Genomic DNA, 19309 nt, shown 5'->3' with positions numbered 1-19309 from the left:
GGGCCCGGGGCGGTGCCACGGATGGAGCAGTGGCGGCCCGCCGCCGCCAAGTGCACCCGTTCGCAGCATCCCGCAGGCCGTGCCCCCCGTTCCTTCCTACGGTGTGACCATGAGTCACTCACCTCGATGCCGCACGGTGTTCCGGGGGGCCCTGCTGATGGTCTCCCTGGCCCTGGGGGTCTCCGCGTGCGGCGACTCGTCCAACCCGCTGGCAGACAAGCCCTACGACGCGACCGGGCAGGTCATGCTCGCCAGCGCCGGCGACGGGGAGAAGGCCGACCCCAGCAAGCCGCTGGAGGTGCGGGCGAGCGGCTCCGACCGGATCACCGACGTCACCGCCACGGACGCCGCCGGGCGCTTCGTACAGGGCGAGCTCGCCCCCGACGGCACCCACTGGCACAGCACCGGCGCCCTGGCGGCCGGCGCCCACTACACGGTGCGGGTGAGCACCGAGGACGAGAACGGCGCTCCAGGGCGCCGGACGATCGGTTTCGACACCAGTGCGGCAGATCGCCTGCTGAGGGTGAATTTCGGCCCGCAGAGCGGCACGTACGGCGTCGGACAGCCCATCACCGCGGAACTCAGCGCCCCCGTCCAGGACCCCGCCGCCCGGACCACCATCGAGCGGGCCCTCAAGGTCGACTCCGAGCCCTCCGTGGAGGGCGCCTGGCACTGGGTGGACAACCGCACGCTGCACTACCGGCCCAAGGACTACTGGCCCGCCCACGCGACCGTGGAGGCCCGCTCCGGCCTGGACGGCATCAAGGTGGGCGGCGGCCTCTACGGAGGGTCCTCCAAGCCCGTGAAGCTGACCATCGGCGACCGCATCGAGGCCGTCACCGACGCGGCCGGCCACAGCATGACCGTGTTCCGCAACGGCCAGGAGATCCGGTCCATCCCGGTGACCACCGGCAAGCCCGGCTACTCCACCCGCAACGGGGTCAAGGTGGTCCTCGGCCGGGAATCCTTCGTACGGATGCGCGGCACCAGCATCGGCATCGCCGAGGGCAGCGACGACTCGTACGACCTGCCCGTCTACTGGGCCACCCGGGTCACCTGGAGCGGCGAGTACGTGCACGCCGCCCCCTGGTCCGAGGGGTCGCAGGGCGCCGAGAACGTCAGCCACGGCTGCACCGGCATGAGCACCGACAACGCCAAGTGGTTCTTCGACACCATCCACCTCGGCGACGTCGTCAAGGTCGTGGGCAGCGCCGGAGCCACCATGACGCCCTTCGACAACGGCTTCGGCGACTGGAACCTGTCGTGGCAGCAGTGGCGCGAGGGCAGCGCCCTGGCGGCCGGCAAGCGCGACGGGAGCAGCCCCGCCGATGCGGCCCGCCTCCGCCCCCAGCTCTAGGCCTGTCCGGCGGACCTGGTCGGTTCTGCGAGTGGTCGTCGTCCGCACCACCGCTGCGCGGCGGTGTCCTCAATCGCCGGACGGGCTGGATGTGGCTGATGCTGCTGGGTGCGCAATAACAGCCCGTGGGGGCACCTCTGGGGGAGGCAGACAGCCCGCAGCCAAGCAACGACCCGCCGACAGGCCCTGGTCCGCTCCGGGCCCTGATCGGCCCTCAGGCGTCCACCGCGTGCCGCGTGGCGTCGCGCAGCAGGCCGGCCAGGGTGTCGGCGAAGGCGGCCGGGTCCAGCGGGTGGGTGACCGCGGCGTCAGCGCGGCTCCAGGTGGCCAGCCAGGCGTCCTGCGGGCGGCCCATGAGCAGCAGCACCGGCGGGCAGCGGAACACCTCGTCCTTGAGCTGCCTGCAGACGCCCATGCCGCCCGCGGGCGCCGTCTCGCCGTCCAGCACGCACACGTCGATCCGGCGCTCCTCCAGGGCCTTCAGGACCGCGGGAAGGGTCGCGCACTCCAGATACCGCACCGGTGGCACATCGGCGGCGGGACGCTGCCCGGCGGCCAGCCGCACCTGCTCGCGGGTGCCCGCGTCGTCGCTGTAGACCAGCACCGTGGCGGTCGGCTGCATCGTTCCTCCAGGCTTGTGGACGAAGGGCACGGCTGTGGCTCGGGCGCGGAACGCACCGATGCGCGGATGCTACTCCGCGGGCGCCGCGCCCGAGGAGGGGCGGGAAAACCCGGATGCGTCGCGAGCCGGCCCGACGGCCCGTCACCAGCGCCGCCCACCGGGGCCGCACGGGCCCGCGGAGGCCACGCTTCCCCCCTTTGGGGGATCGCCGGCCTGGGCCGTACGAGCAGCGCATACGCTCTTGACACACCGAACGGCACCCCCCGGAGTGAGCGCGAGATAAGCGACCGACATAATGTCGGTCGTGGCGACAGCAACAGCAGTAGATACCGGGCACGCGCACCCGTCGGTCAACCGGCCGAACCTCACCAGCGTCGGAACCATCATCTGGCTGAGTTCCGAGCTGATGTTCTTCGCGGCCCTCTTCGCGATGTACTTCACCCTCCGATCGGTGACCGGCACGGACCACTGGAAGGAGATGGCGTCCTCGCTGAACGTTCCGTTCTCGGCGACGAACACCACGATCCTGGTGCTCTCCTCCCTCACCTGCCAGCTCGGTGTCTTCGCCGCCGAGCGTGGCGACGTGAAGAAGCTGCGCACCTGGTTCGCGATCACGTTCGTGATGGGTGCCATCTTCATCGGCGGTCAGATCTTCGAGTACACGGACCTGGTCAAGAAGGACGGGCTCTCCCTGTCCTCCGACCCGTACGGCTCGGCGTTCTATCTGACGACCGGCTTCCACGGACTGCATGTGACGGGCGGCCTGATCGCCTTCCTGCTGGTCCTTGGCAGGACGTACGCGGCCAAGAGGTTCACTCACCACCAGGCGACGGCGGCCATTGTCGTGTCCTACTACTGGCACTTCGTCGACGTGGTCTGGATCGGCCTCTTCGCCACGATCTACTTGATCAAGTAATCGAAGATTTCGGTTTCGGTCCGACCGGACCAAACAGTCCAGCATCGACGCAGAAGATCCTGACACCGGGGTAATCCGTGAAAAAGCTCTCCGCACGACGACGCCATCCGCTGGCGGCGGTCGTCGTCCTACTCTTCGCGCTGGCGGTAACTGGGGGGCTGTACGCCGCGTTCGCGCCGGCGGACACGGCCAAGGCCGATGACACCGCCGCCCAGTCCCTTGCCATCGAGGAGGGCAAGAAGCTCTATTCCGTGGGCTGCGCAAGCTGCCACGGCACCGGCGGTCAGGGCACCTCCGACGGCCCGAGCCTCGTCGGCGTGGGCGCCTCGGCCGTCGACTTCCAGGTCGGCACCGGCCGCATGCCGCTCCAGCAGCAGGGTGCCCAGGCGCCGAAGAAGAAGGCGATCTACGACCAGGCCCAGATCGACCAGCTCGCGGCCTACATCGCCTCGCTCGGCGCCGGCCCGTCGGTTCCGTCCAAGGACCAGTACAGCCCCGACGGCGCGGACATCGCCAAGGGTGGCGAGCTCTTCCGGACGAACTGCGCCCAGTGCCACAACTTCACCGGCAAGGGCGGCGCCCTCTCGAACGGCAAGTTCGCACCGTCGCTTGAGGACGTCAACCCCAAGCACATCTACGAGGCCATGCAGACCGGCCCGCAGAACATGCCTTCCTTCCCCGACACCACGATGTCGGAGAAGAACAAGAAGGACATCATCGCTTACCTCGACACGGTCAACAGCAGCAAGTCGGAGAGCCCGGGCGGCCTCGAACTCGGTGGCCTCGGCCCCGTCAGCGAGGGCCTGTTCGCGTGGATCTTCGGCCTGGGCGCGCTGATCGCCGTCGCCATCTGGGTTGCCGCCCGGACCGCAAAGGCCAAGAAGTCATGAGTAGCCAAGACATTCCAGAAGAGCACCTGCCGAGCGCGCAGGGCCACACGCACACCGGTGCCCTGACCGAGCCCGCCGGCGACCCGTTCGCCGACCCGGGCCTGCCGCCGCACGAGCACCGCGTCCAGGACATCGACGAGCGGGCCGCCAAGCGCTCCGAGCGTGCGGTCGCCTTCCTGTTCCTGCTGTCGATGGTGGCCACGGTCGGGTTCATCGCCTCGTACGTGTCCGTCCCGGTCCACAAGAACATCTACGTCTTCCCGATCGGCCACATCAGCGCGCTGAACTTCGCGCTGGGCCTGACCCTGGGCGTGGCGCTGTTCTGCATCGGCGCGGGCGCGGTCCACTGGGCCCGCACCCTGATGTCCGACGTGGAGGTCGCCGACGACCGGCACGCCATCGCCGCCGAGCCCGAGGTCAGGACCAAGGTCCTGGCGGACTTCGCGGCCGGTGCCGAGGAGTCGGCGTTCGGCCGCCGCAAGCTGATCCGCAACACCATGTTCGGCGCGCTGGCCCTGGTGCCGCTCTCCGGTGTGGTGCTGCTCCGCGACCTCGGTCCGCTGCCGGGCACCAAGCTCCGCAAGACCGCCTGGTCCGAGGGCAAGATGCTGATCAACCAGAACACGAATCAGCCGCTGCGCCCCGAGGACATCCAGGTCGGGTCCCTCACCTTCGCCATGCCCGAGGGCATGAAGGAGGAGGACCACGATTTCCAGAAGGAGATCGCCAAGGCCGCCCTGATGATCGTCCGGCTCCGTCCGGAGAACATCAAGGACAAGAAGGAACTCGACTGGTCGGCGGACGGTATCGTCGCCTTCTCCAAGATCTGCACGCACGTCGGCTGCCCGATCAGCCTCTACGAGCAGCAGACGCACCACGTGCTCTGCCCGTGCCACCAGTCCACCTTCGACCTGTCCGACGGCGGACGGGTGATCTTCGGTCCGGCCGGACACGCTCTGCCGCAGCTGCGGATCAAGGTCAATGACAAGGGCTACCTCGAGGCGATGGGCGACTTCGCCGAGCCCGTCGGTCCTGCCTTCTGGGAGCGCGGATGAGTACTGCAACAGACAACAGGCGCAAGGCGCCAGCCGGCGAGCGGGTGGCCGACTGGGCCGACGGCCGACTGGGCATCTACAGCCTGGCCAAGGCCAACCTGCGCAAGATCTTCCCGGACCACTGGTCCTTCATGCTGGGCGAGGTCTGCCTCTACAGCTTCCTGATCATCATCCTCACGGGTGTGTATCTGACGCTGTTCTTCCACCCGAGCATGGAAGAGACCGTCTACCACGGTCCCTACGTCCCCATGCAGGGCATGCGGATGTCGGAGGCGTTCGCCTCCACGCTGAACATCAGCTTCGACGTCCGTGGCGGTCTGCTGGTCCGGCAGATCCACCACTGGGCCGCGCTGATCTTCCTCGCGGGCATGTTCGTCCACATGATGCGCGTCTTCTTCACGGGCGCGTTCCGCAAGCCGCGTGAGATCAACTGGCTGTTCGGCTTCCTGCTGTTCGTGCTGGGCATGTTCACCGGCTTCACCGGTTACTCCCTGCCGGACGACCTGCTGTCCGGCACCGGTGTGCGGTTCATGGAGGGCGCGATCCTCTCCATCCCGATCATCGGTACGTACATCTCGATGTTCCTCTTCGGTGGCGAGTTCCCCGGCTCGGACTTCGTGCCGCGGTTCTTCTCGATCCACGTCCTGCTGCTGCCGGGCATCATGCTCGGCCTGGTCGTGGCGCACATAATCCTCGTCGCGTACCACAAGCACACGCAGTTCCCCGGCCCCGGCCGGACGAACAAGAACGTCGTCGGCCTGCCGCTGATGCCGGTCTACATGGCCAAGGCCGGAGGCTTCTTCTTCCTGGTCTTCGGTGTGATCGCGGCCGTCTCCGCGATCGCCACGATCAACCCGATCTGGGCCATCGGCCCGTACCGGCCGGACCAGGTGTCCACCGGTGCCCAGCCCGACTGGTACATGGGCTTCTCCGAGGGCCTGATCCGTGTCATGCCGGGCTGGGAGATCAACCTGTGGGGCCACACGCTCGTCCTGGGCGTGCTCATCCCGCTGATCATCTTCCCGACGGTGCTGGCCGCCATCGCCGTCTACCCGTTCATCGAGTCCTGGGTGACCGGCGACAAGCGTGAGCACCACCTGCTGGACCGCCCGCGGAACGCCCCGACGCGCACCGCGTTCGGCGCCGCGTGGATCAGCTGGTACTTCGTGCTGCTGGTCGGTGGTGGAAACGACCTGTGGGCCACCCACTTCCACCTCTCGATCAACGCCATCACCTGGTTCGTCCGCATCGGCTTCTTCGCCGTCCCGGTCCTGGTCTTCGTGGCCACCCGCCGGATGTGCATGGGCCTCCAGCGCCGTGACAGGGACAAGGTGCTGCACGGCCGCGAGTCGGGCATCATCAAGCGCCTGCCGCACGGTGAGTTCGTCGAGGTCCACGAGCCGCTCTCGCAGGAGCAGCTGCACACCCTCACGGCGCACGAGCAGCCCAAGCCGCTCGAGCTCACCCCCGAGGTCGACGAGAACGGTGTCGAGCGCAAGCTCGGCGCCACGCAGAAGCTCCGTGTGAAGCTCTCCAAGGGCTTCTACGGCGAGGGGACGCAGATCCCCAAGGCCACCGCGGAGGAGTTCCAGGAGATCACCAGCGGCCACGGCCACCACTGATCCGCCTCGCACCGGCCCCGGCCGGTCAGTGATCGCTGATCGCCACAGCAAGAGCCCCGTCCAGCGCGTGGACGGGGCTCTTCGCCGTACCCGGGCCTGGATAGGCTGGACCGGCAGAGCCCCGGACGGCCGCGGCTCTCCGACCGACCACCAGGAGCGTGGACCATGAACGTTGTGACCCCGGCGGGCGGCGACAGCGCGGTGGCACCTTCCTGGCCGGGTCTGCTGAACACCTTGCTGAGCGGTTCGGACCTCGGCGCGGACGACACCGCCTGGGCCATGGACCGGATCATGCGCGGTGAGGCCACCGACGCCCAGATCGCCGGATTCGCCGTCGCGTTGCGGGCCAAGGGCGAGACCGTCGCCGAGATCTCCGGTCTGGTGCGCGCGATGTACTCGCACGCCAACCTCATCGACGTGCCCGGCCCGAGCGTGGACATCGTGGGCACCGGCGGCGACGGCGCCAAGACCGTCAACATCTCCACCATGGCCTCGATCGTCGTCGCCGGCACCGGCGTCAAGGTCGTCAAGCACGGCAACCGCGCGGCGTCCTCCTCCAGCGGCGCCTCGGATGTCCTGGAGAAGCTGGGCGTCAATCTGGACCTCACGCCGCGGCGGGTGGTGGAGGTCGCCGAGGAGGCGGGCATCACCTTCTGCTTCGCGGTGAAGTTCCACCCCTCGCTGCGCTACGTCGCGGCCGCGCGGCGCGAGTTGGGCATCCGCACCACCTTCAACGTGCTCGGCCCGCTGACCAACCCCGCGCAGGTGCGGGCCCAGGCGACCGGTGTCGCCGACGCCCGCATGGCCCCGATCCTCGCCGGGGTGCTCGCCGAGCGCGGCTCCTCGGCGCTGGTCTTCCGCGGGGACGACGGGCTGGACGAGCTGACCACCACCGCGACCTCACGGGTCTGGACCGTCCGCGACGGCCGGGTCGAGGAACAGCCCTTCGACCCGCGGGACGTGGGCATCCCGCTGGTCCCCGTCGAGGCGCTGAAGGGCGCCGACGCGTCGTACAACGCCGATGTCGCCCGCCGCCTGCTGGCCGGTGAGACCGGCCCCGCGCGGGACGCGGTGCTGCTGAACGCGGCCGCGGCGCTGGTGGCGGTGGACCCGACGGACGCGCCGCTCACCGAGCAGATCGCGGCGGGCATCGCCCGCGCCGCGGAGTCGGTGGACTCGGGGGCGGCGAAGCGCGTGCTTGACCGGTGGGTGGTGGCCAGCAACGTCTGAACCTGCGGGTGCGTTGCCGCCTGCGGCGGGAACGCCCTTCGGGCGTGTCCTCAATCGCCGGACGGGCTGGATTTGGCTGATGTGGGTGCGCAATTCAGCCAGCCCGGCGTGAGGACGCCGCCGCGCGGCGGTGGTGCGCAGACGGAATCCCGCGATGCGGACAACCTTTTCTCGCGACGATCAGTTGTGCCATACTCTCCGCCAGGTCACGAGTGACAGCGACACGGCCCCGGCCCGCTGTCCGGCAACCCTCCTTCCGTGGCGGGGTGCCCCGGGTGATGACCAGGTCGCAGGCAACGAGGTCTGCGGCAAGCGCGGATCCCTCGCCAGGGATCCTGGTTGTCGAGGGAGATCCTCCATGATTCAGCGAATGCGATAGGGCCGAAGGCCCGTTCCCCCCGCGTCCCGCCACGGCACCGCCGTGCGCTGGGTCGTCCTTTCCGCACACCGCAGAGGTCTCTCGCGGGTGCGTGTACACCGCCTTTCCGCCTGTACCCGGGAGAATTCGCCATGTCCGCATGCCCTGTTGCCGCCGAGCCCACCGTCGTGCCCACCGCCGACCGCGCCCCCCTGCCCGTCCTCGGCCACGACGTCCGCGTCCCGCTCGTCACCGGGGGAGAGGTGACCTACGCGGCCCTGGACTACGCGGCGAGCGCCCCCGCCCTCCAGCGGGTGTGGGACGACGTCGCGGCGTACGCCCCGTACTACGGCAGCGTGCACCGCGGGGCGGGGCACCTCTCGCAGCTGTCGACCGACCTCTTCGAGAACAGCCGGGCGGAGATCGCCGCGTTCCTCGGCTGCCGCGCCGGTGACCAGGTCGTCTTCACCCGCTCGACCACCGACTCGCTCAACCTCCTGGCGGCCGTGCTCCCGCCGGGCACCCGGGTGTTCGTCTTCGAGTCCGAGCACCACGCCGCGCTGCTGCCGTGGGAGCGGCGCGCGGACGTCACCGTCACCTACCTCGACGCGCCCCGCTGCCCCCGCCAGGCGGTCGAGATCCTGGAGCGTGCCCTCGCCGACCGCGAGCCCCACGGCCCCGCCCTGGTCTGTGTGACGGGCGCGTCCAACGTGACCGGCGAGCTGTGGCCCGTACGGGAGTTGACGGCCGCCGCCCACGCGCACGGCGCCCGGATCGTCGTCGACGCGGCGCAGCTGGTGCCGCACCACCCGGTGGACCTCACGGAGCTGGGCGCCGACTGGATCGCCTTCTCCGGGCACAAGCTGTACGCGCCCTTCGGCGCCGGGGTGCTGGCCGGGCGGCCGGACTGGCTGCGGGACGCGGAGCCGTACCTCGCGGGCGGCGGCGCGAGCCGGGCGGTGACGCGGGGCGCGGGGGGCGGTGTGGACGTCGAGTGGCACGACACCGTCGCCCGGCACGAGGCCGGCTCGCCCAACGTCATCGGCGCCTACGCCATCGCGTCGGCCTGCAAGGCGCTCAGCGAGGCGGGCTTCGACCGGCTCGTCGAGCGGGAGGAGCAGCTCGTCGCGGCCGTCCGCGAGGGCCTCGCCCGGGTGCCGGGCGTCCGCGTCCTGTCGCTCTTCGGCGACGGAGAAGGGGAGGTCCCGCGCGTGGGCGTCCTCTCCTTCGTCGTCGACGGCTGGAACAGCTCGCACTTCGCGGCGGCGCTGTCGGCGGAGTACGGGATCGGGGTGCGCGACGGGCTGTTCTGCGCCCACCCGCTGGTCCGCACGCTGCTCGGCGGCGAAGGCGACGCACCCGGCGAGTGCGGTGCGCCGGAGGGGCAGTCGCGGGGCGCGGTGCGGGTGAGCTTCGGGGCGGGGACGCCGGACGAGCACGTGGAGCGGTTCGTGCGGGCGGTGGGGGAGTTGGTGCGCGAGGGCGCGCGGTGGTCCTACCGCACCGAGAACGGCCGCTGCGTCCCCGCCTGACGGCCGCGTGTCCTGGGTCCGGTGTGCGTCCGCAGGCGCGGGAGAGCTACGCCTCCAGCCCGATCGCGAACGCCGCCTCCAGGTCGTGCTGGGAGTACGTGCGGAAGGCGATGTGCGTCTCCGTGGAGGCGACGCCCGGGACCTTGCTGATGCGGCCCGGGATGACGTCCGCGAGGTCGTCGTGGCGGGCCACCCGCACCAGGGCGATCAGATCCTGCGCGCCGGTCACCGAATAGACCTCGCTGACGCCCTCCAGCGCGGCGATCTGCTCCGCGATCTCGGGGATCCGGTCGACGTCGGTCTTGATGAGCACGATCGAGGTGATCACGGCTGGGCTCCTATCGGGGGCCGGGGGGTGGGTCCCCGGGGGCTCGCGGCCCGTCGCCGGACGCGGCCGTTCTCTTCACTCTAGCCGCACACCTGTACCGGGCCCACGCGTACAGGAAGCCCAGCGAGAAGCCCAGCACATGGGCGAGGTAGGCCACCCCGGGCCGGTCGCCCGCGGTGCGGGCCGCCAGCCACTGGAGGACGAACCAGAAGAGCAGCACCGCCCACGCGGGGAAGCGCAGCGGCAGGAAGAAGAGGAACGGGAAGAGACTGGTGACCCGGGCCCTGGGGAAGAGACACAGGAACGCCCCGAGCACCCCGGAGATCGCCCCGGACGCCCCCACCAGCGTCTGGACGGAGTCGGCGTGCACGGCCGCGTAGCCGAGCAGGGCCAGCACCCCGGCGGCGAGGTAGAAGAAGGCGAAGGAGGCCCGGCCCATCCGCTCCTCGGCCATGGCGCCGAAGACATGGAGGAAGAGCATGTTCCCCAGCAGATGCAGCCAGTTGCCGTGCACGAAGAGAGCGGTGAGCGGGGTGAGCAGCCGCCCCGGCGAGCCGTGCCAGAGCTCCTCGGGCACCACGCCCCAGCGCTCGAAGTAGGCGGTCTGCGCGACCAGCAGATCGGCGGCGCTCCCGTGGGTGCCCCGGGGAGCGGTCAGGCCCGAGGCGGGGCCGACGAGGAAGACGGCGCAGCAGACGCCGATGAGGGCGTAGGTGACCCAGGGCCTGTCCCGGCGGTGGGGCGGTGGGCTCCGGCGCGCTGCCTTTCCGAGCATGGCCAGATCATGGCGTACGGGCAGCAAAGCGCACAGAGTGCCTCGCCGGGCCGGTGCCGGACGGCCCGGGCCCGGCTGTACCCCGCGCCGCATGACCATCAGGCCGTAGGGTTACGGGAAGCACCCTGGCGGTGACAGCGCCGTGGGCCCCACGGCGCTGTCGCGCACGACGCAGTTGACGAGGACGGACGACGAATCATGGGCGTTCCCCAGCCGACGGACCGGACGCGCTGGCGCTGCACGCTGTGCGGCAATCTGACCCGGTTCGACGTCACGCGGACCACCAAGGCTGTGGAATACGTGCACCTCGACCTGGCCGGAGCGCCTCGGGTGGAGGAGCGGGACGTGGTCAGTGAGACGATCGAGTCCGTACGTTGCCGGTGGTGCAACGCGGTCGACCAGATCGAGCTGGTGGACAGGCCGGGCGCGAGCGCCTGAAGAACGGGAGCGGTGAGCGGTGGTTGAGCACACAGGCGGCGAGGACGCGGCCGGTGAACCGGATGACACCGGTGGGGCCGACGGCGTCGCCGAGGTGCTCGACCGGCCCCTGCCCGAGGGCGTGCGGCGGCGGGTGGTCAATCTGGTCGCCGAGGCGTTCGGCGGTCTGACGGTCACCGAACTGCCGCCCGCGCTGCGGCAGTACGCCCGCTTCACCCCCAGCCGCCGGGCCAAGTTCGCGGGCAACGCCATGGCCGCCGCCGTGGAGAACGACGCCGCCTTCCGGCAGCGGATCTCCGCCCGGCTGCGGGAGACGGGCTCCGAGCTGGCCGAGGCGCTCGACGCCGGGGCGCCGCCCGCGGCGGCGGACCCCGAGGACGTCGCGGCCATGGCCTTCGTGCTGCGGCCCACGGGCTGGGTCAAGCTGGTCACCGCGGCCGGCGAGGAGGCCCAGCGGGCGAGCGCCGAGCGGGCCGGCGAGGAGGCCCAGCGCGAGCTGCGGCGGCTGCGCGAGGAGCTGGCCGAGGCCCGTGCCGACGCGCGCACGGAGGCCGACCGGATCCGCGTCGAGCTGGAGGCCGCCCGCAAGGAGAACGACGCGATGCAGCGCAAGCTGCGCAGCGCGCTGAGCGATGTGCGGCGCGGCGAGGCGGCGTTGCGCAAGGCGGAGGGCGAGCTGGAGGCGGTACGGGCCGCCGGGGCCGCCGAGAAGGCGGCCGCCCTGGGCGAGGCGCGGCGGCTCAAGGCGCGGCTCGCGGAGGCCGAGGCGGGGCTGGAGGCGAGCCGCCGGGCGGTGCGCGAGGGCCGCAGCGTGGAGGACATGCGGCTGCGGCTGCTGCTCGACACCGTCCTGGACGCGGCGCAGGGGCTGCGCCGCGAGCTGGCGCTGCCGCCCGCGTCCACGCGGCCCGCGGACACCGTGGACGCCGTGGAGCCGGGCCGGATGACGCCCAAGGACATCGCCACGCGCGCCCTTTCGGAGATGGACCCGGCGCTCCTGGACCAGCTCCTCGCCCTGCCGCAGGCGCATCTGGTGGTCGACGGTTACAACGTCACCAAGACCGGATATCCGACGATGCCGCTCGACAAGCAGCGGCTGCGGCTGCTGGGCGGCCTGTCGATGCTGGCCGCGCAGACGGGTGCGGAGATGACCTGTGTCTTCGACGGCGCGGAGCTGGCCGCGCCCGTGCTGCTGGCGCCGCCGCGCGGGGTGCGGGTGCTCTTCAGCAAGCCCGGTGTGACGGCCGACGAGCTGATCCGCCAGCTCGTACGGGCCGAGCCGCCGGGCCGGCCGGTCGTCGTGGTCTCCACCGACCGCGAGGTCGCCGACGGGGTGGCGAAGGCGGGCGCCCGCCCGGTGGCCTCCGCACTGCTGCTCAAGCGGCTCGCCCGCACCTGACCGCTTGCGCGTGGCTTCTCCCGATGCGGGTGGAATGCAAGCCTCCGCTTGGTGTCTGAGTGTCTATCAGACGTAACCCACTGTGTCGCGCGGGTAAAGGATGCGCTTGTGGGGCGAGATTTTCCGCCCGGGGATTTGAACGGATCATGGGGAGGTCACTAAGGTCGGGCCTCGAACCTTCGCGCGGTGATCATCCATTCGGGGTGACGGTGAAGGTCCCGCCGGAACCGCGGACTTCGCGCGGCAGGCGGCTGAGGAAGAAGGAGCCCGTCTCCGTGGCGTCCCACCGTCGACCCAAGCAGCCGGGCCGCACCCGCGTGACCGTGCTGACCGCGACCGCCGCCGCGGCCGTCGCCCTCTCCGCCCAGGCCGCGCACGCCGACTCGCCGTCGAAGTCGGACGCCAAGGCGAAGGTCGACAAGCTCTACGAAGAGGCGGAGCAGGCCACCGAGAAGTACAACGGGGCCAAGGAGAAGCAGGACAAGCTCGACAAGCAGGTCGGCGACCTCCAGGACAAGGTCGCCCGCGGCCAGGAGGAGCTCAACAAGCTCCGCGACAGCCTCGGTTCCGTGGCCACCGCGCAGTACCGCAGCGGCGCCATCGACCCCTCCCTCCAGCTGCTCCTCTCCTCCGACCCGGACACCTTCCTGGAGAAGGCCTCCACGCTCGACCAGCTGAGCGCCAAGCAGGCCGACACCCTGAAGCAGATATCCGAGAAGCAGCGCACCCTCAAGCAGCAGCGCGAGGAGGCGACCGGCAAGCTCAAGGACCTCGCCGACACCCGCAAGGCGCTGGGTGACAAGAAGGATGAGGTCCAGGGCAAGCTCGCCGACGCCAAGGAGCTCCTCAACACCCTCACCGCCAAGGAGCGCGCCGAGATCACCGGCAGCGACGGAACGGGTGCCGGGCAGGGCGACGGCAAGAGCGGCGGCGGTGGCGACCGCGCCAGCCGCGGCGACAGCCGCCCGGACATCAAGATTCCCGCCGGCTCGGGCCGCGCCGCCGCCGCGCTCGCGGCCGCCCAGGGCCGGATCGGCTCCCCGTACGTCTGGGGCGCGACCGGGCCCGACTCCTTCGACTGCTCGGGCCTGACCTCCTGGGCGTACGCGCAGGCGGGCGTCACCCTGGACCGTGTCTCGCAGGACCAGGCCAACGACGGCACCCGCATCTACGACCAGAGCCAGCTCCAGCCCGGCGACCTGGTGCTCTTCTACGGCGACCTGCACCACATCGGCCTCTACGCGGGCAACGGCATGACGCTGCACGCCCCCAAGCCGGGCGCCAACGTGCGCTACGAGTCGATGGGCAACATGCCCTTCCAGTTCGGTGTGCGCATAGGCTGACGCGCTTGGGCCGAACGGCTGACGTGCCGCCCGTTCGGGCGAATCGCGGCGAGCCCCGCTGACTCCGCGCCCCGCCGGTGACCTGCGTCTCCGGCGGGGCGTCAACGTTCCCGCTCCACAGGGTCTTTGAACCGGGGGTGACCGCGCCGCTACTGTCTGGCGCGCGGCACCCGGCACAGTGCTCCGCCCGTCTCCGGGCGGCAGGAGGGCACCGCGCACCCAGTGGAAGAACGGAAGGAGTGCGGCAGCCCGTGGCGTCACACCGTCGTCCCGCGCAGCCCGGTCTCACCCGGGTCACCGTCCTGTCCGCCGCCGTGGCCACCGCGGCCGCCGGCCTGGCGGCACCCGCCGGGGCCGCGCCCGGCGACCCCTCGGGCACGGCCAAGGGGACCGGCACGGTGAAGGCACAGGTCGACCGGCTCTACGAGCAGGCCGAAGCGGCCACCGAGAAGTTCAACGCGGCCGGCGAGCGCACCGGCACCCTGCGGCAGAAGGTCGCCCAGGCCACCGACCGCGTCGTCCGCGGCCAGGAGCACGTCAACCGGATGCGCCGGGCGCTGGGCATGATCGCCACCGCGCAGTACCGCAACGGCGCCGTCGACCCGGCGATCCAGCTGCTGCTGTCCTCGGACCCCGACGCCTATCTGGAACGGGCCGCCGTCCTCGACCGGGTCACGGGCCGTCAGGCCGAGCAGCTCAAGTCGCTCCTGGAGGCGCAGCGTACCCTGCGCCAGGAGCGCGCGGAGGCCGTCCGCGTCCTGGCACAGCTGGAGGACAGCAGGCAGGCCGTCGAGCAGCACAAGCGCGAGGTCGAGGGCAAGCTCGCCACGGCCCGCCGCCTGCTGAACGCACTGCCCGAGCGGGACCGCGAGGCGTACGCGCGGGCCTCGCGCTCCGGCGGGGACCGCTCGGAGGGCTCGCTCGCCGGACTGCCGAACCTCGCCGGTCTCTCCTCGCGGGGGGCGGCCGCCGCGATGGCCGCCCGCTCGGCCGTCGGCACCCCCTACGCCTGGGGTGCGACCGGGCCGGGCGCCTTCGACTGCTCCGGCCTGATGCAGTGGGCCTACGGGCGCGCCGGGGTGGGCCTGCCGCGCACCTCGCAGGCGCAGCGCAACGCGGGCCGCCACGTCTCCCTGGCCGAGGCCCAGCCCGGGGACCTGGTGATCTACCGCAACGACGCCAGCCACGTGGGCATGTACGTCGGCAACGGGCAGGTCGTGCACGCCCCCTACCCGGGCGCCCGGGTCCGCTACGACCCGGCCAACATGATGCCGATTTCGTCCGTCACCCGGCCATGAACGCCACCTGAGCGCACGGCACGGGGCGCGGGGCTCGTACGATGCGGGGCGTGACGGGCCGGTGGAGGTGGAGCGGAGTCCTTGGCGGACGGCCCCGCGGCCTGCCTTCTAGCGGCGCGGTTCCCCGCGCCCCGCACGGGGCGCTCGTCCGTTCGCTGGTGGCGGGCCTGCTCGTCCTCCAGGTCCTGTGCGGCTGCGGCTCCGTGGGGCTCCCCGATGGTCAGGACGGCGAGCGCAAGGCGGTGACCGCCCTGCTGGACCGGTGGGCCAAGGCGCTGCGGGACCGCGACGAGCGCGCCTTCCTCGCGGCCCTGGACCCCGACGCGACGGGCTTCGGGACTGAGCAGCGCGCGCAGTTCGCCAACCTCGCCGCCGTGCCCCTCGCCTCCTGGGAGTACCACCTGGTGCGCACCGGCGGTTTCGCCCCCTCCGGCGGCGACGGCCACCGCGTCGCCGTCGAGGCCGAACTGCGCTACCGGCTGGCGGGCTACGACACCGTCCCGGTCACCACCACCGAGCGGTTCACGGCCGTGCGCAAGGACGACCGGTGGTACGTGGCGGCCGAGGACACCCGGCACGGCCCCCGGCAGCTCTGGCAGCAGGGCCCGGTCACGGCCGTGCGGGGCGCGCACAGCCTGGTCCTCGGCGTCGGCCAGGACCAGGCGCGGCTGAAGGCCCTCGCGGACCTCGCCGACGCCGCGGTGCCCGCGGTGAGCGCCGCCTGGCGCGGCGGGACGGGCACCCCGGGCACGGCGCCGCCCAAGCTCGACGGGACGACCGCCACCCCAGCGCGGCACAAGGGCGACTGGCCGGGCAGGGTCGTCGTCGAGATGCCCGCGTCGGTCGACCGGATGGCCGAGCTCCTGGACTCGCAGGCGGCGAACTACCGGGGCATCGCCGCCGTCACCACCGGCGAGGTCGGCGGCTCCGGCAACGCCCCCGCCGACCGGATCATCGTCAACCCCGAGGCGTACGGGACGCTCGGCGACTTCGGCCGCCGCATCGTCCTCACCCACGAGACCACCCATGTCGCGACCCGCTCGCTGACCTCGGCCGCGACCCCGCTGTGGCTCTCCGAGGGCTTCGCGGACTGGACCGCCTACCGCGGCACCGGGCGCACCGCCCGCCAGGCCGCCCCCGAACTGGCGCGCGCCGTCGGCGAGGGCAGGCCGCCCAAGGACCTGCCCACGGACGCCGGCTTCGGCTTCGCGGGGGAGCAGGGGAGGCTGGCCCGCGCGTACGAGGAGGGCTGGCTGGCCTGCCGCATGATCGCCGAACACTGGGGCGAGGAGAAGCTCGTCGCCTTCTACCGCGCGGTGGGCGGCCACCAGCGGCGGGCGGGGGCGACGGCGGCGGCGCTGCGCCAGGTGCTGGGCGTCTCGGAGGCCGACTTCACCAAGCGGTGGCGCGCCTATGTGACCCAGCAGCTGGGCTGAGCGGCACTCAGCCGGCGGTCAGCGCCGCCTCCTTCTCCGTGGGCGGGTCCTTCGGCGGGTCCGTCGCCCCGGAGGGGCCCGCCCCGGTCACCGTCTCCCGCCACAGCCGGGCACAGGAGATGACCGTGGCCACCACCAGCAGGGTGTTGCGCAGGGTCAGCGTCGCCACGCCCAGCTTGTCACTGGCCACCACATGGGAGAACCAGATGGGGAACTCCAGCTGGGTCAGCGGAACCGCCAGCAGCACCAGCGCGATGGGCAGGCCCTGACGTGTCGCCCGCATCGTCATGCAGACGGCGGCGAGACCGATCAGCCAGATCACGTACTGCGGGCTGATCACCCGGCTCGTCGTGGTGAACAGCAGGACGGCCGCGAAGGCCGCGTCGGAGGGCGTGCACGCCGTGAACCTCCGCGCGCGCAGCCGCCACACCAGCAGCCAGCCGAAGGCCAGCACGGTCAGGGCGAGCGCGAGCCTGCTGACGGTGTGCACGTACCGGCCGAGGAACTCCACCGAGCCGTAGTTCAGCCGGGCGTGACCGTGCCACCCCACGTGCCGGCCCAGATGGAAGACCAGCGACCCCAGCGATTCCACCTCCGTGCCACGGGCCCGCTGGAAGTTCAGGAACGCCAGCGCCCCCGGCATCGTCACCGCGAAGAACAGCCCGACGGCCACCGCGCCCAGCGCCGCCGCACTCCAGGCCGCACGGGTGCGGGGGCCCCGGGGCGTCCCGACGAGCAGCAGCACGGGCCAGACCTTCAGCAGCGCGCCGAAGCCCATGAGCGCCCCCGCCAGCCGGGTCCTGCGCCCCGCCGCCAGCAGGGCCGCGACCGCGACGGCCGTCACCATCACGTCATAGCGGGCATAGACGATCGGCCCCAGCAGCGGCACCCCCACCACCCACACCCAGACCCCCTTCACACTGCGCCGGCCGCCCCGCACCGCGTACAGCAGCAGGGCGAGGACCGCGGCGTCCGCGGCGAAGCACATCAGGAAGAACGCCGGGGCGTAGTCGAGGAAGGGCAGCAGCCCGGGAGCGAGCACGGCGAGCGCGGCGGCCGGGGGGTACTGCCAGGTCACGTCGTCGTACGGGAACATGCCGGTGCGCAGCACCCCGTACCAGCCCTGGTAGATGACCTCGATGTCGACGGAGACGTCCGAACCCGGCATCACCCACACCCGGAACACGCACAGCAGCAGCACGGCCCGGGTGACGGCCCACACCGCGATCGAGAGCCGCAATCCAGCGCCCGCCATCATTCACCTCGTTCTTCACGGTCCTCACACGCCGCGAGCACCCGCTGCTGGAAGGCATGATGCCCCTCCGGGCCGCCGGTGGCCGGTGACGTGCCCGGGCACCGCGCCGTTGCCGCCCGATCGCCGCCCCCGCGCACCCGGTACTGTCGGGCCCGATGCACAAGACCCTGATCGTCACCAACGACTTCCCGCCCCGGCCCGGCGGTATCCAGGCATTCCTGCACAACATGGCGCTGCGCCTGGACCCGTCGGAGATCGTCGTCTACGCCTCCACCTGGAAGCGCGGCCAGGAGGGCGCGGAGGCCACCGCCCGCTTCGACGCCGAACAGCCCTTCCAGGTCGTCCGCGACCGCACGACCATGCTGCTGCCCACGCCCCGGGTCACCCGGCGCGCGACCGGGCTGCTGCGGGAACACGGCTGCTCCTCCGTGTGGTTCGGCGCCGCCGCCCCGCTGGGGCTGATGGGGCCCGCGTTGCGCCGGGCGGGCGCCCGGCGGCTGGTCGCCACCACCCATGGCCACGAGGCGGGCTGGGCGCAGTTGCCGGCCTCCCGGCAGCTGCTGCGGCGGATCGGGGAGGGCACGGACACCCTCACCTATCTGGGGGAGTACACCCGGTCGAGGATCGCCGGCGCGCTGACCGCAGAGGCGGCCGCCCGCATGGTCCAACTGCCGCCCGGCGTCGACGAGAAGACCTTCCACCCGGACTCCGGCGGCGACGCCGTACGGGCCCGCCTCGGGCTCGCCGACCGCCCGGTCGTCGTCTGTGTCTCGCGGCTCGTCCCGCGCAAGGGCCAGGACACGCTCATCCGGGCCATGCCGCGGATCCTGGCGGCCGTGCCGGACGCGGTGCTGCTGATCGTCGGCGGCGGCCCGTACGCGAAGGACCTGCGCGAGCTGGCCGACGGGACGGGGGTAGCCGACGCCGTCCGCTTCACCGGCCCCGTCCCGTGGGAGGAACTGCCCGCGCACTACGGCGCGGGCGACGTCTTCGCGATGCCGTGCCGCACGCGGCGGGGCGGGCTGGACGTCGAGGGGCTCGGCATCGTCTACCTGGAGGCGTCCGCGACGGGTCTTCCGGTGGTGGCGGGGGATTCCGGCGGGGCGCCGGATGCGGTGCTGGACGGCGAGACGGGGTTTGTGGTGCGGGGTGGTTCGGCGGAGCAGTCGGCCGACCGGATCGTGACGCTGCTGCGGGATCCCGCGCTGCGGGCTCGTATGGGGGAGCGGGGGCGTGAATGGGTCGAGGAGCGGTGGCGCTGGGATCTGCTGGCGGGGCGGCTGCGCGAGCTTCTGTAGGTGGCGGTTTTCCTTCCCCTACCCGCCCCTTCCCGAAACCCGGGGAGACCCCGGACCCCAGCGCCCTTCGCGCGTTGTCCTCAAACGCCGGACGGGCTGGATATGCGGCTACGGTCCGCACCATCCAGCCCGTCCGGCGTTTGAGGACGCGCCCGAA

Annotated in this window: 17 protein-coding genes and 1 riboswitch; of the genes, 13 read left to right on the top strand and 4 right to left on the bottom strand. The window is 71.9% G+C overall.

Annotation, left to right across the window (positions count from 1 at the left end):
• Positions 1 to 109 precede the first annotated feature (109 nt).
• Entirely contained in the window at positions 110 to 1357 is a 1248-nt protein-coding gene (locus AB0435_RS08820; RefSeq protein WP_366426526.1) for an Ig-like domain-containing protein, read from the top strand.
• A 214-nt stretch (positions 1358 to 1571) separates the two neighbouring features.
• Here the strand turns inward: AB0435_RS08820 and AB0435_RS08815 are convergent, their stop codons facing one another.
• On the bottom strand, positions 1572 to 1979 hold the full coding sequence (locus AB0435_RS08815; RefSeq protein WP_366006625.1) for a hypothetical protein: 408 nt from the start codon (positions 1977 to 1979) through the stop codon (positions 1572 to 1574).
• 295 nt (positions 1980 to 2274) lie between these two features.
• On the opposite strand from AB0435_RS08815, the gene AB0435_RS08810 reads away from it, so the two are divergent.
• The 6 genes from AB0435_RS08810 (at position 2275) to AB0435_RS08785 (ending at position 9582) form a co-directional block, all read left to right on the top strand.
• Positions 2275 to 2895, top strand: coding sequence for a heme-copper oxidase subunit III (locus AB0435_RS08810; RefSeq protein ID WP_361523343.1), 621 nt, complete (start codon positions 2275 to 2277; stop codon positions 2893 to 2895).
• A gap of 77 nt (positions 2896 to 2972) precedes the next feature.
• A complete protein-coding gene (locus AB0435_RS08805) occupies positions 2973 to 3785 on the top strand; it encodes a c-type cytochrome (RefSeq protein WP_366006624.1) in 813 nt (270 codons plus the stop codon).
• Positions 3782 to 4840 (top strand): Rieske 2Fe-2S domain-containing protein, encoded by a 1059-nt coding sequence (locus AB0435_RS08800; protein ID WP_366426525.1) that lies wholly within the window; start codon positions 3782 to 3784, stop codon positions 4838 to 4840. Before AB0435_RS08805 ends, AB0435_RS08800 begins: the two co-directional genes overlap by 4 nt.
• The gene (locus AB0435_RS08795) at positions 4837 to 6462 is read left to right on the top strand and encodes a cytochrome b N-terminal domain-containing protein (protein WP_366006622.1); all 1626 of its coding nucleotides are present in this window, start codon (positions 4837 to 4839) and stop codon (positions 6460 to 6462) included. The genes AB0435_RS08800 and AB0435_RS08795 overlap by 4 nt, the downstream gene beginning before the upstream one ends.
• 165 nt (positions 6463 to 6627) lie before the next feature.
• On the top strand, positions 6628 to 7692 hold the full coding sequence (trpD, locus tag AB0435_RS08790; RefSeq protein WP_366006621.1) for an anthranilate phosphoribosyltransferase: 1065 nt from the start codon (positions 6628 to 6630) through the stop codon (positions 7690 to 7692).
• Positions 7693 to 7896: 204 nt separating this feature from the next.
• Positions 7897 to 8013, top strand: a riboswitch (SAM riboswitch).
• Between the two features lie 189 nt (positions 8014 to 8202).
• The gene (locus tag AB0435_RS08785) at positions 8203 to 9582 is read left to right on the top strand and encodes an aminotransferase class V-fold PLP-dependent enzyme (RefSeq protein WP_366426524.1); all 1380 of its coding nucleotides are present in this window, start codon (positions 8203 to 8205) and stop codon (positions 9580 to 9582) included.
• Between the two features lie 46 nt (positions 9583 to 9628).
• Here the strand turns inward: AB0435_RS08785 and AB0435_RS08780 are convergent, their stop codons facing one another.
• Positions 9629 to 9910 carry an Lrp/AsnC ligand binding domain-containing protein gene (locus tag AB0435_RS08780; RefSeq protein ID WP_366006619.1) on the bottom strand — a complete coding sequence of 94 codons (282 nt, stop codon included), beginning with the start codon at positions 9908 to 9910 and terminating at the stop codon, positions 9629 to 9631.
• Between the two features lie 10 nt (positions 9911 to 9920).
• The gene (locus AB0435_RS08775; protein ID WP_366006618.1) at positions 9921 to 10685 is read right to left on the bottom strand and encodes a rhomboid family intramembrane serine protease; all 765 of its coding nucleotides are present in this window, start codon (positions 10683 to 10685) and stop codon (positions 9921 to 9923) included.
• Between the two features lie 198 nt (positions 10686 to 10883).
• Here AB0435_RS08775 and AB0435_RS08770 point away from each other — a divergent pair, with 198 nt between their 5' ends.
• From AB0435_RS08770 to AB0435_RS08750, 5 genes are all read left to right on the top strand, one after another.
• Complete coding sequence (locus AB0435_RS08770) at positions 10884 to 11123, top strand: hypothetical protein (protein WP_366006617.1); 240 nt, start codon at positions 10884 to 10886, stop codon at positions 11121 to 11123.
• A gap of 94 nt (positions 11124 to 11217) precedes the next feature.
• Entirely contained in the window at positions 11218 to 12522 is a 1305-nt protein-coding gene (locus tag AB0435_RS08765) for an NYN domain-containing protein (RefSeq protein WP_366006636.1), read from the top strand.
• Positions 12523 to 12797: 275 nt separating this feature from the next.
• Positions 12798 to 13865 carry an NlpC/P60 family protein gene (locus tag AB0435_RS08760; RefSeq protein WP_366006616.1) on the top strand — a complete coding sequence of 356 codons (1068 nt, stop codon included), beginning with the start codon at positions 12798 to 12800 and terminating at the stop codon, positions 13863 to 13865.
• A 251-nt stretch (positions 13866 to 14116) separates the two neighbouring features.
• A complete protein-coding gene (locus tag AB0435_RS08755; RefSeq protein ID WP_366006615.1) occupies positions 14117 to 15163 on the top strand; it encodes an NlpC/P60 family protein in 1047 nt (348 codons plus the stop codon).
• Positions 15164 to 15321: 158 nt separating this feature from the next.
• Positions 15322 to 16599 carry a hypothetical protein gene (locus AB0435_RS08750; protein ID WP_366006614.1) on the top strand — a complete coding sequence of 426 codons (1278 nt, stop codon included), beginning with the start codon at positions 15322 to 15324 and terminating at the stop codon, positions 16597 to 16599.
• Between the two features lie 7 nt (positions 16600 to 16606).
• On the opposite strand, the gene AB0435_RS08745 is transcribed toward AB0435_RS08750, so the two are convergent.
• A complete protein-coding gene (locus tag AB0435_RS08745; protein WP_366006613.1) occupies positions 16607 to 17854 on the bottom strand; it encodes a glycosyltransferase 87 family protein in 1248 nt (415 codons plus the stop codon).
• A gap of 155 nt (positions 17855 to 18009) precedes the next feature.
• Here AB0435_RS08745 and AB0435_RS08740 point away from each other — a divergent pair, with 155 nt between their 5' ends.
• On the top strand, positions 18010 to 19152 hold the full coding sequence (locus AB0435_RS08740; protein ID WP_366006612.1) for a glycosyltransferase family 4 protein: 1143 nt from the start codon (positions 18010 to 18012) through the stop codon (positions 19150 to 19152).
• Positions 19153 to 19309: the final 157 nt, after the last annotated feature.

Origin of the sequence: Streptomyces sp. NPDC051173 (assembly GCF_040689515.1) — a bacterium.
In the GTDB taxonomy this organism is placed as follows: Bacteria; Actinomycetota; Actinomycetes; order Streptomycetales; family Streptomycetaceae; genus Streptomyces.
This window is presented reverse-complemented; position numbering and strand designations above follow the sequence as displayed.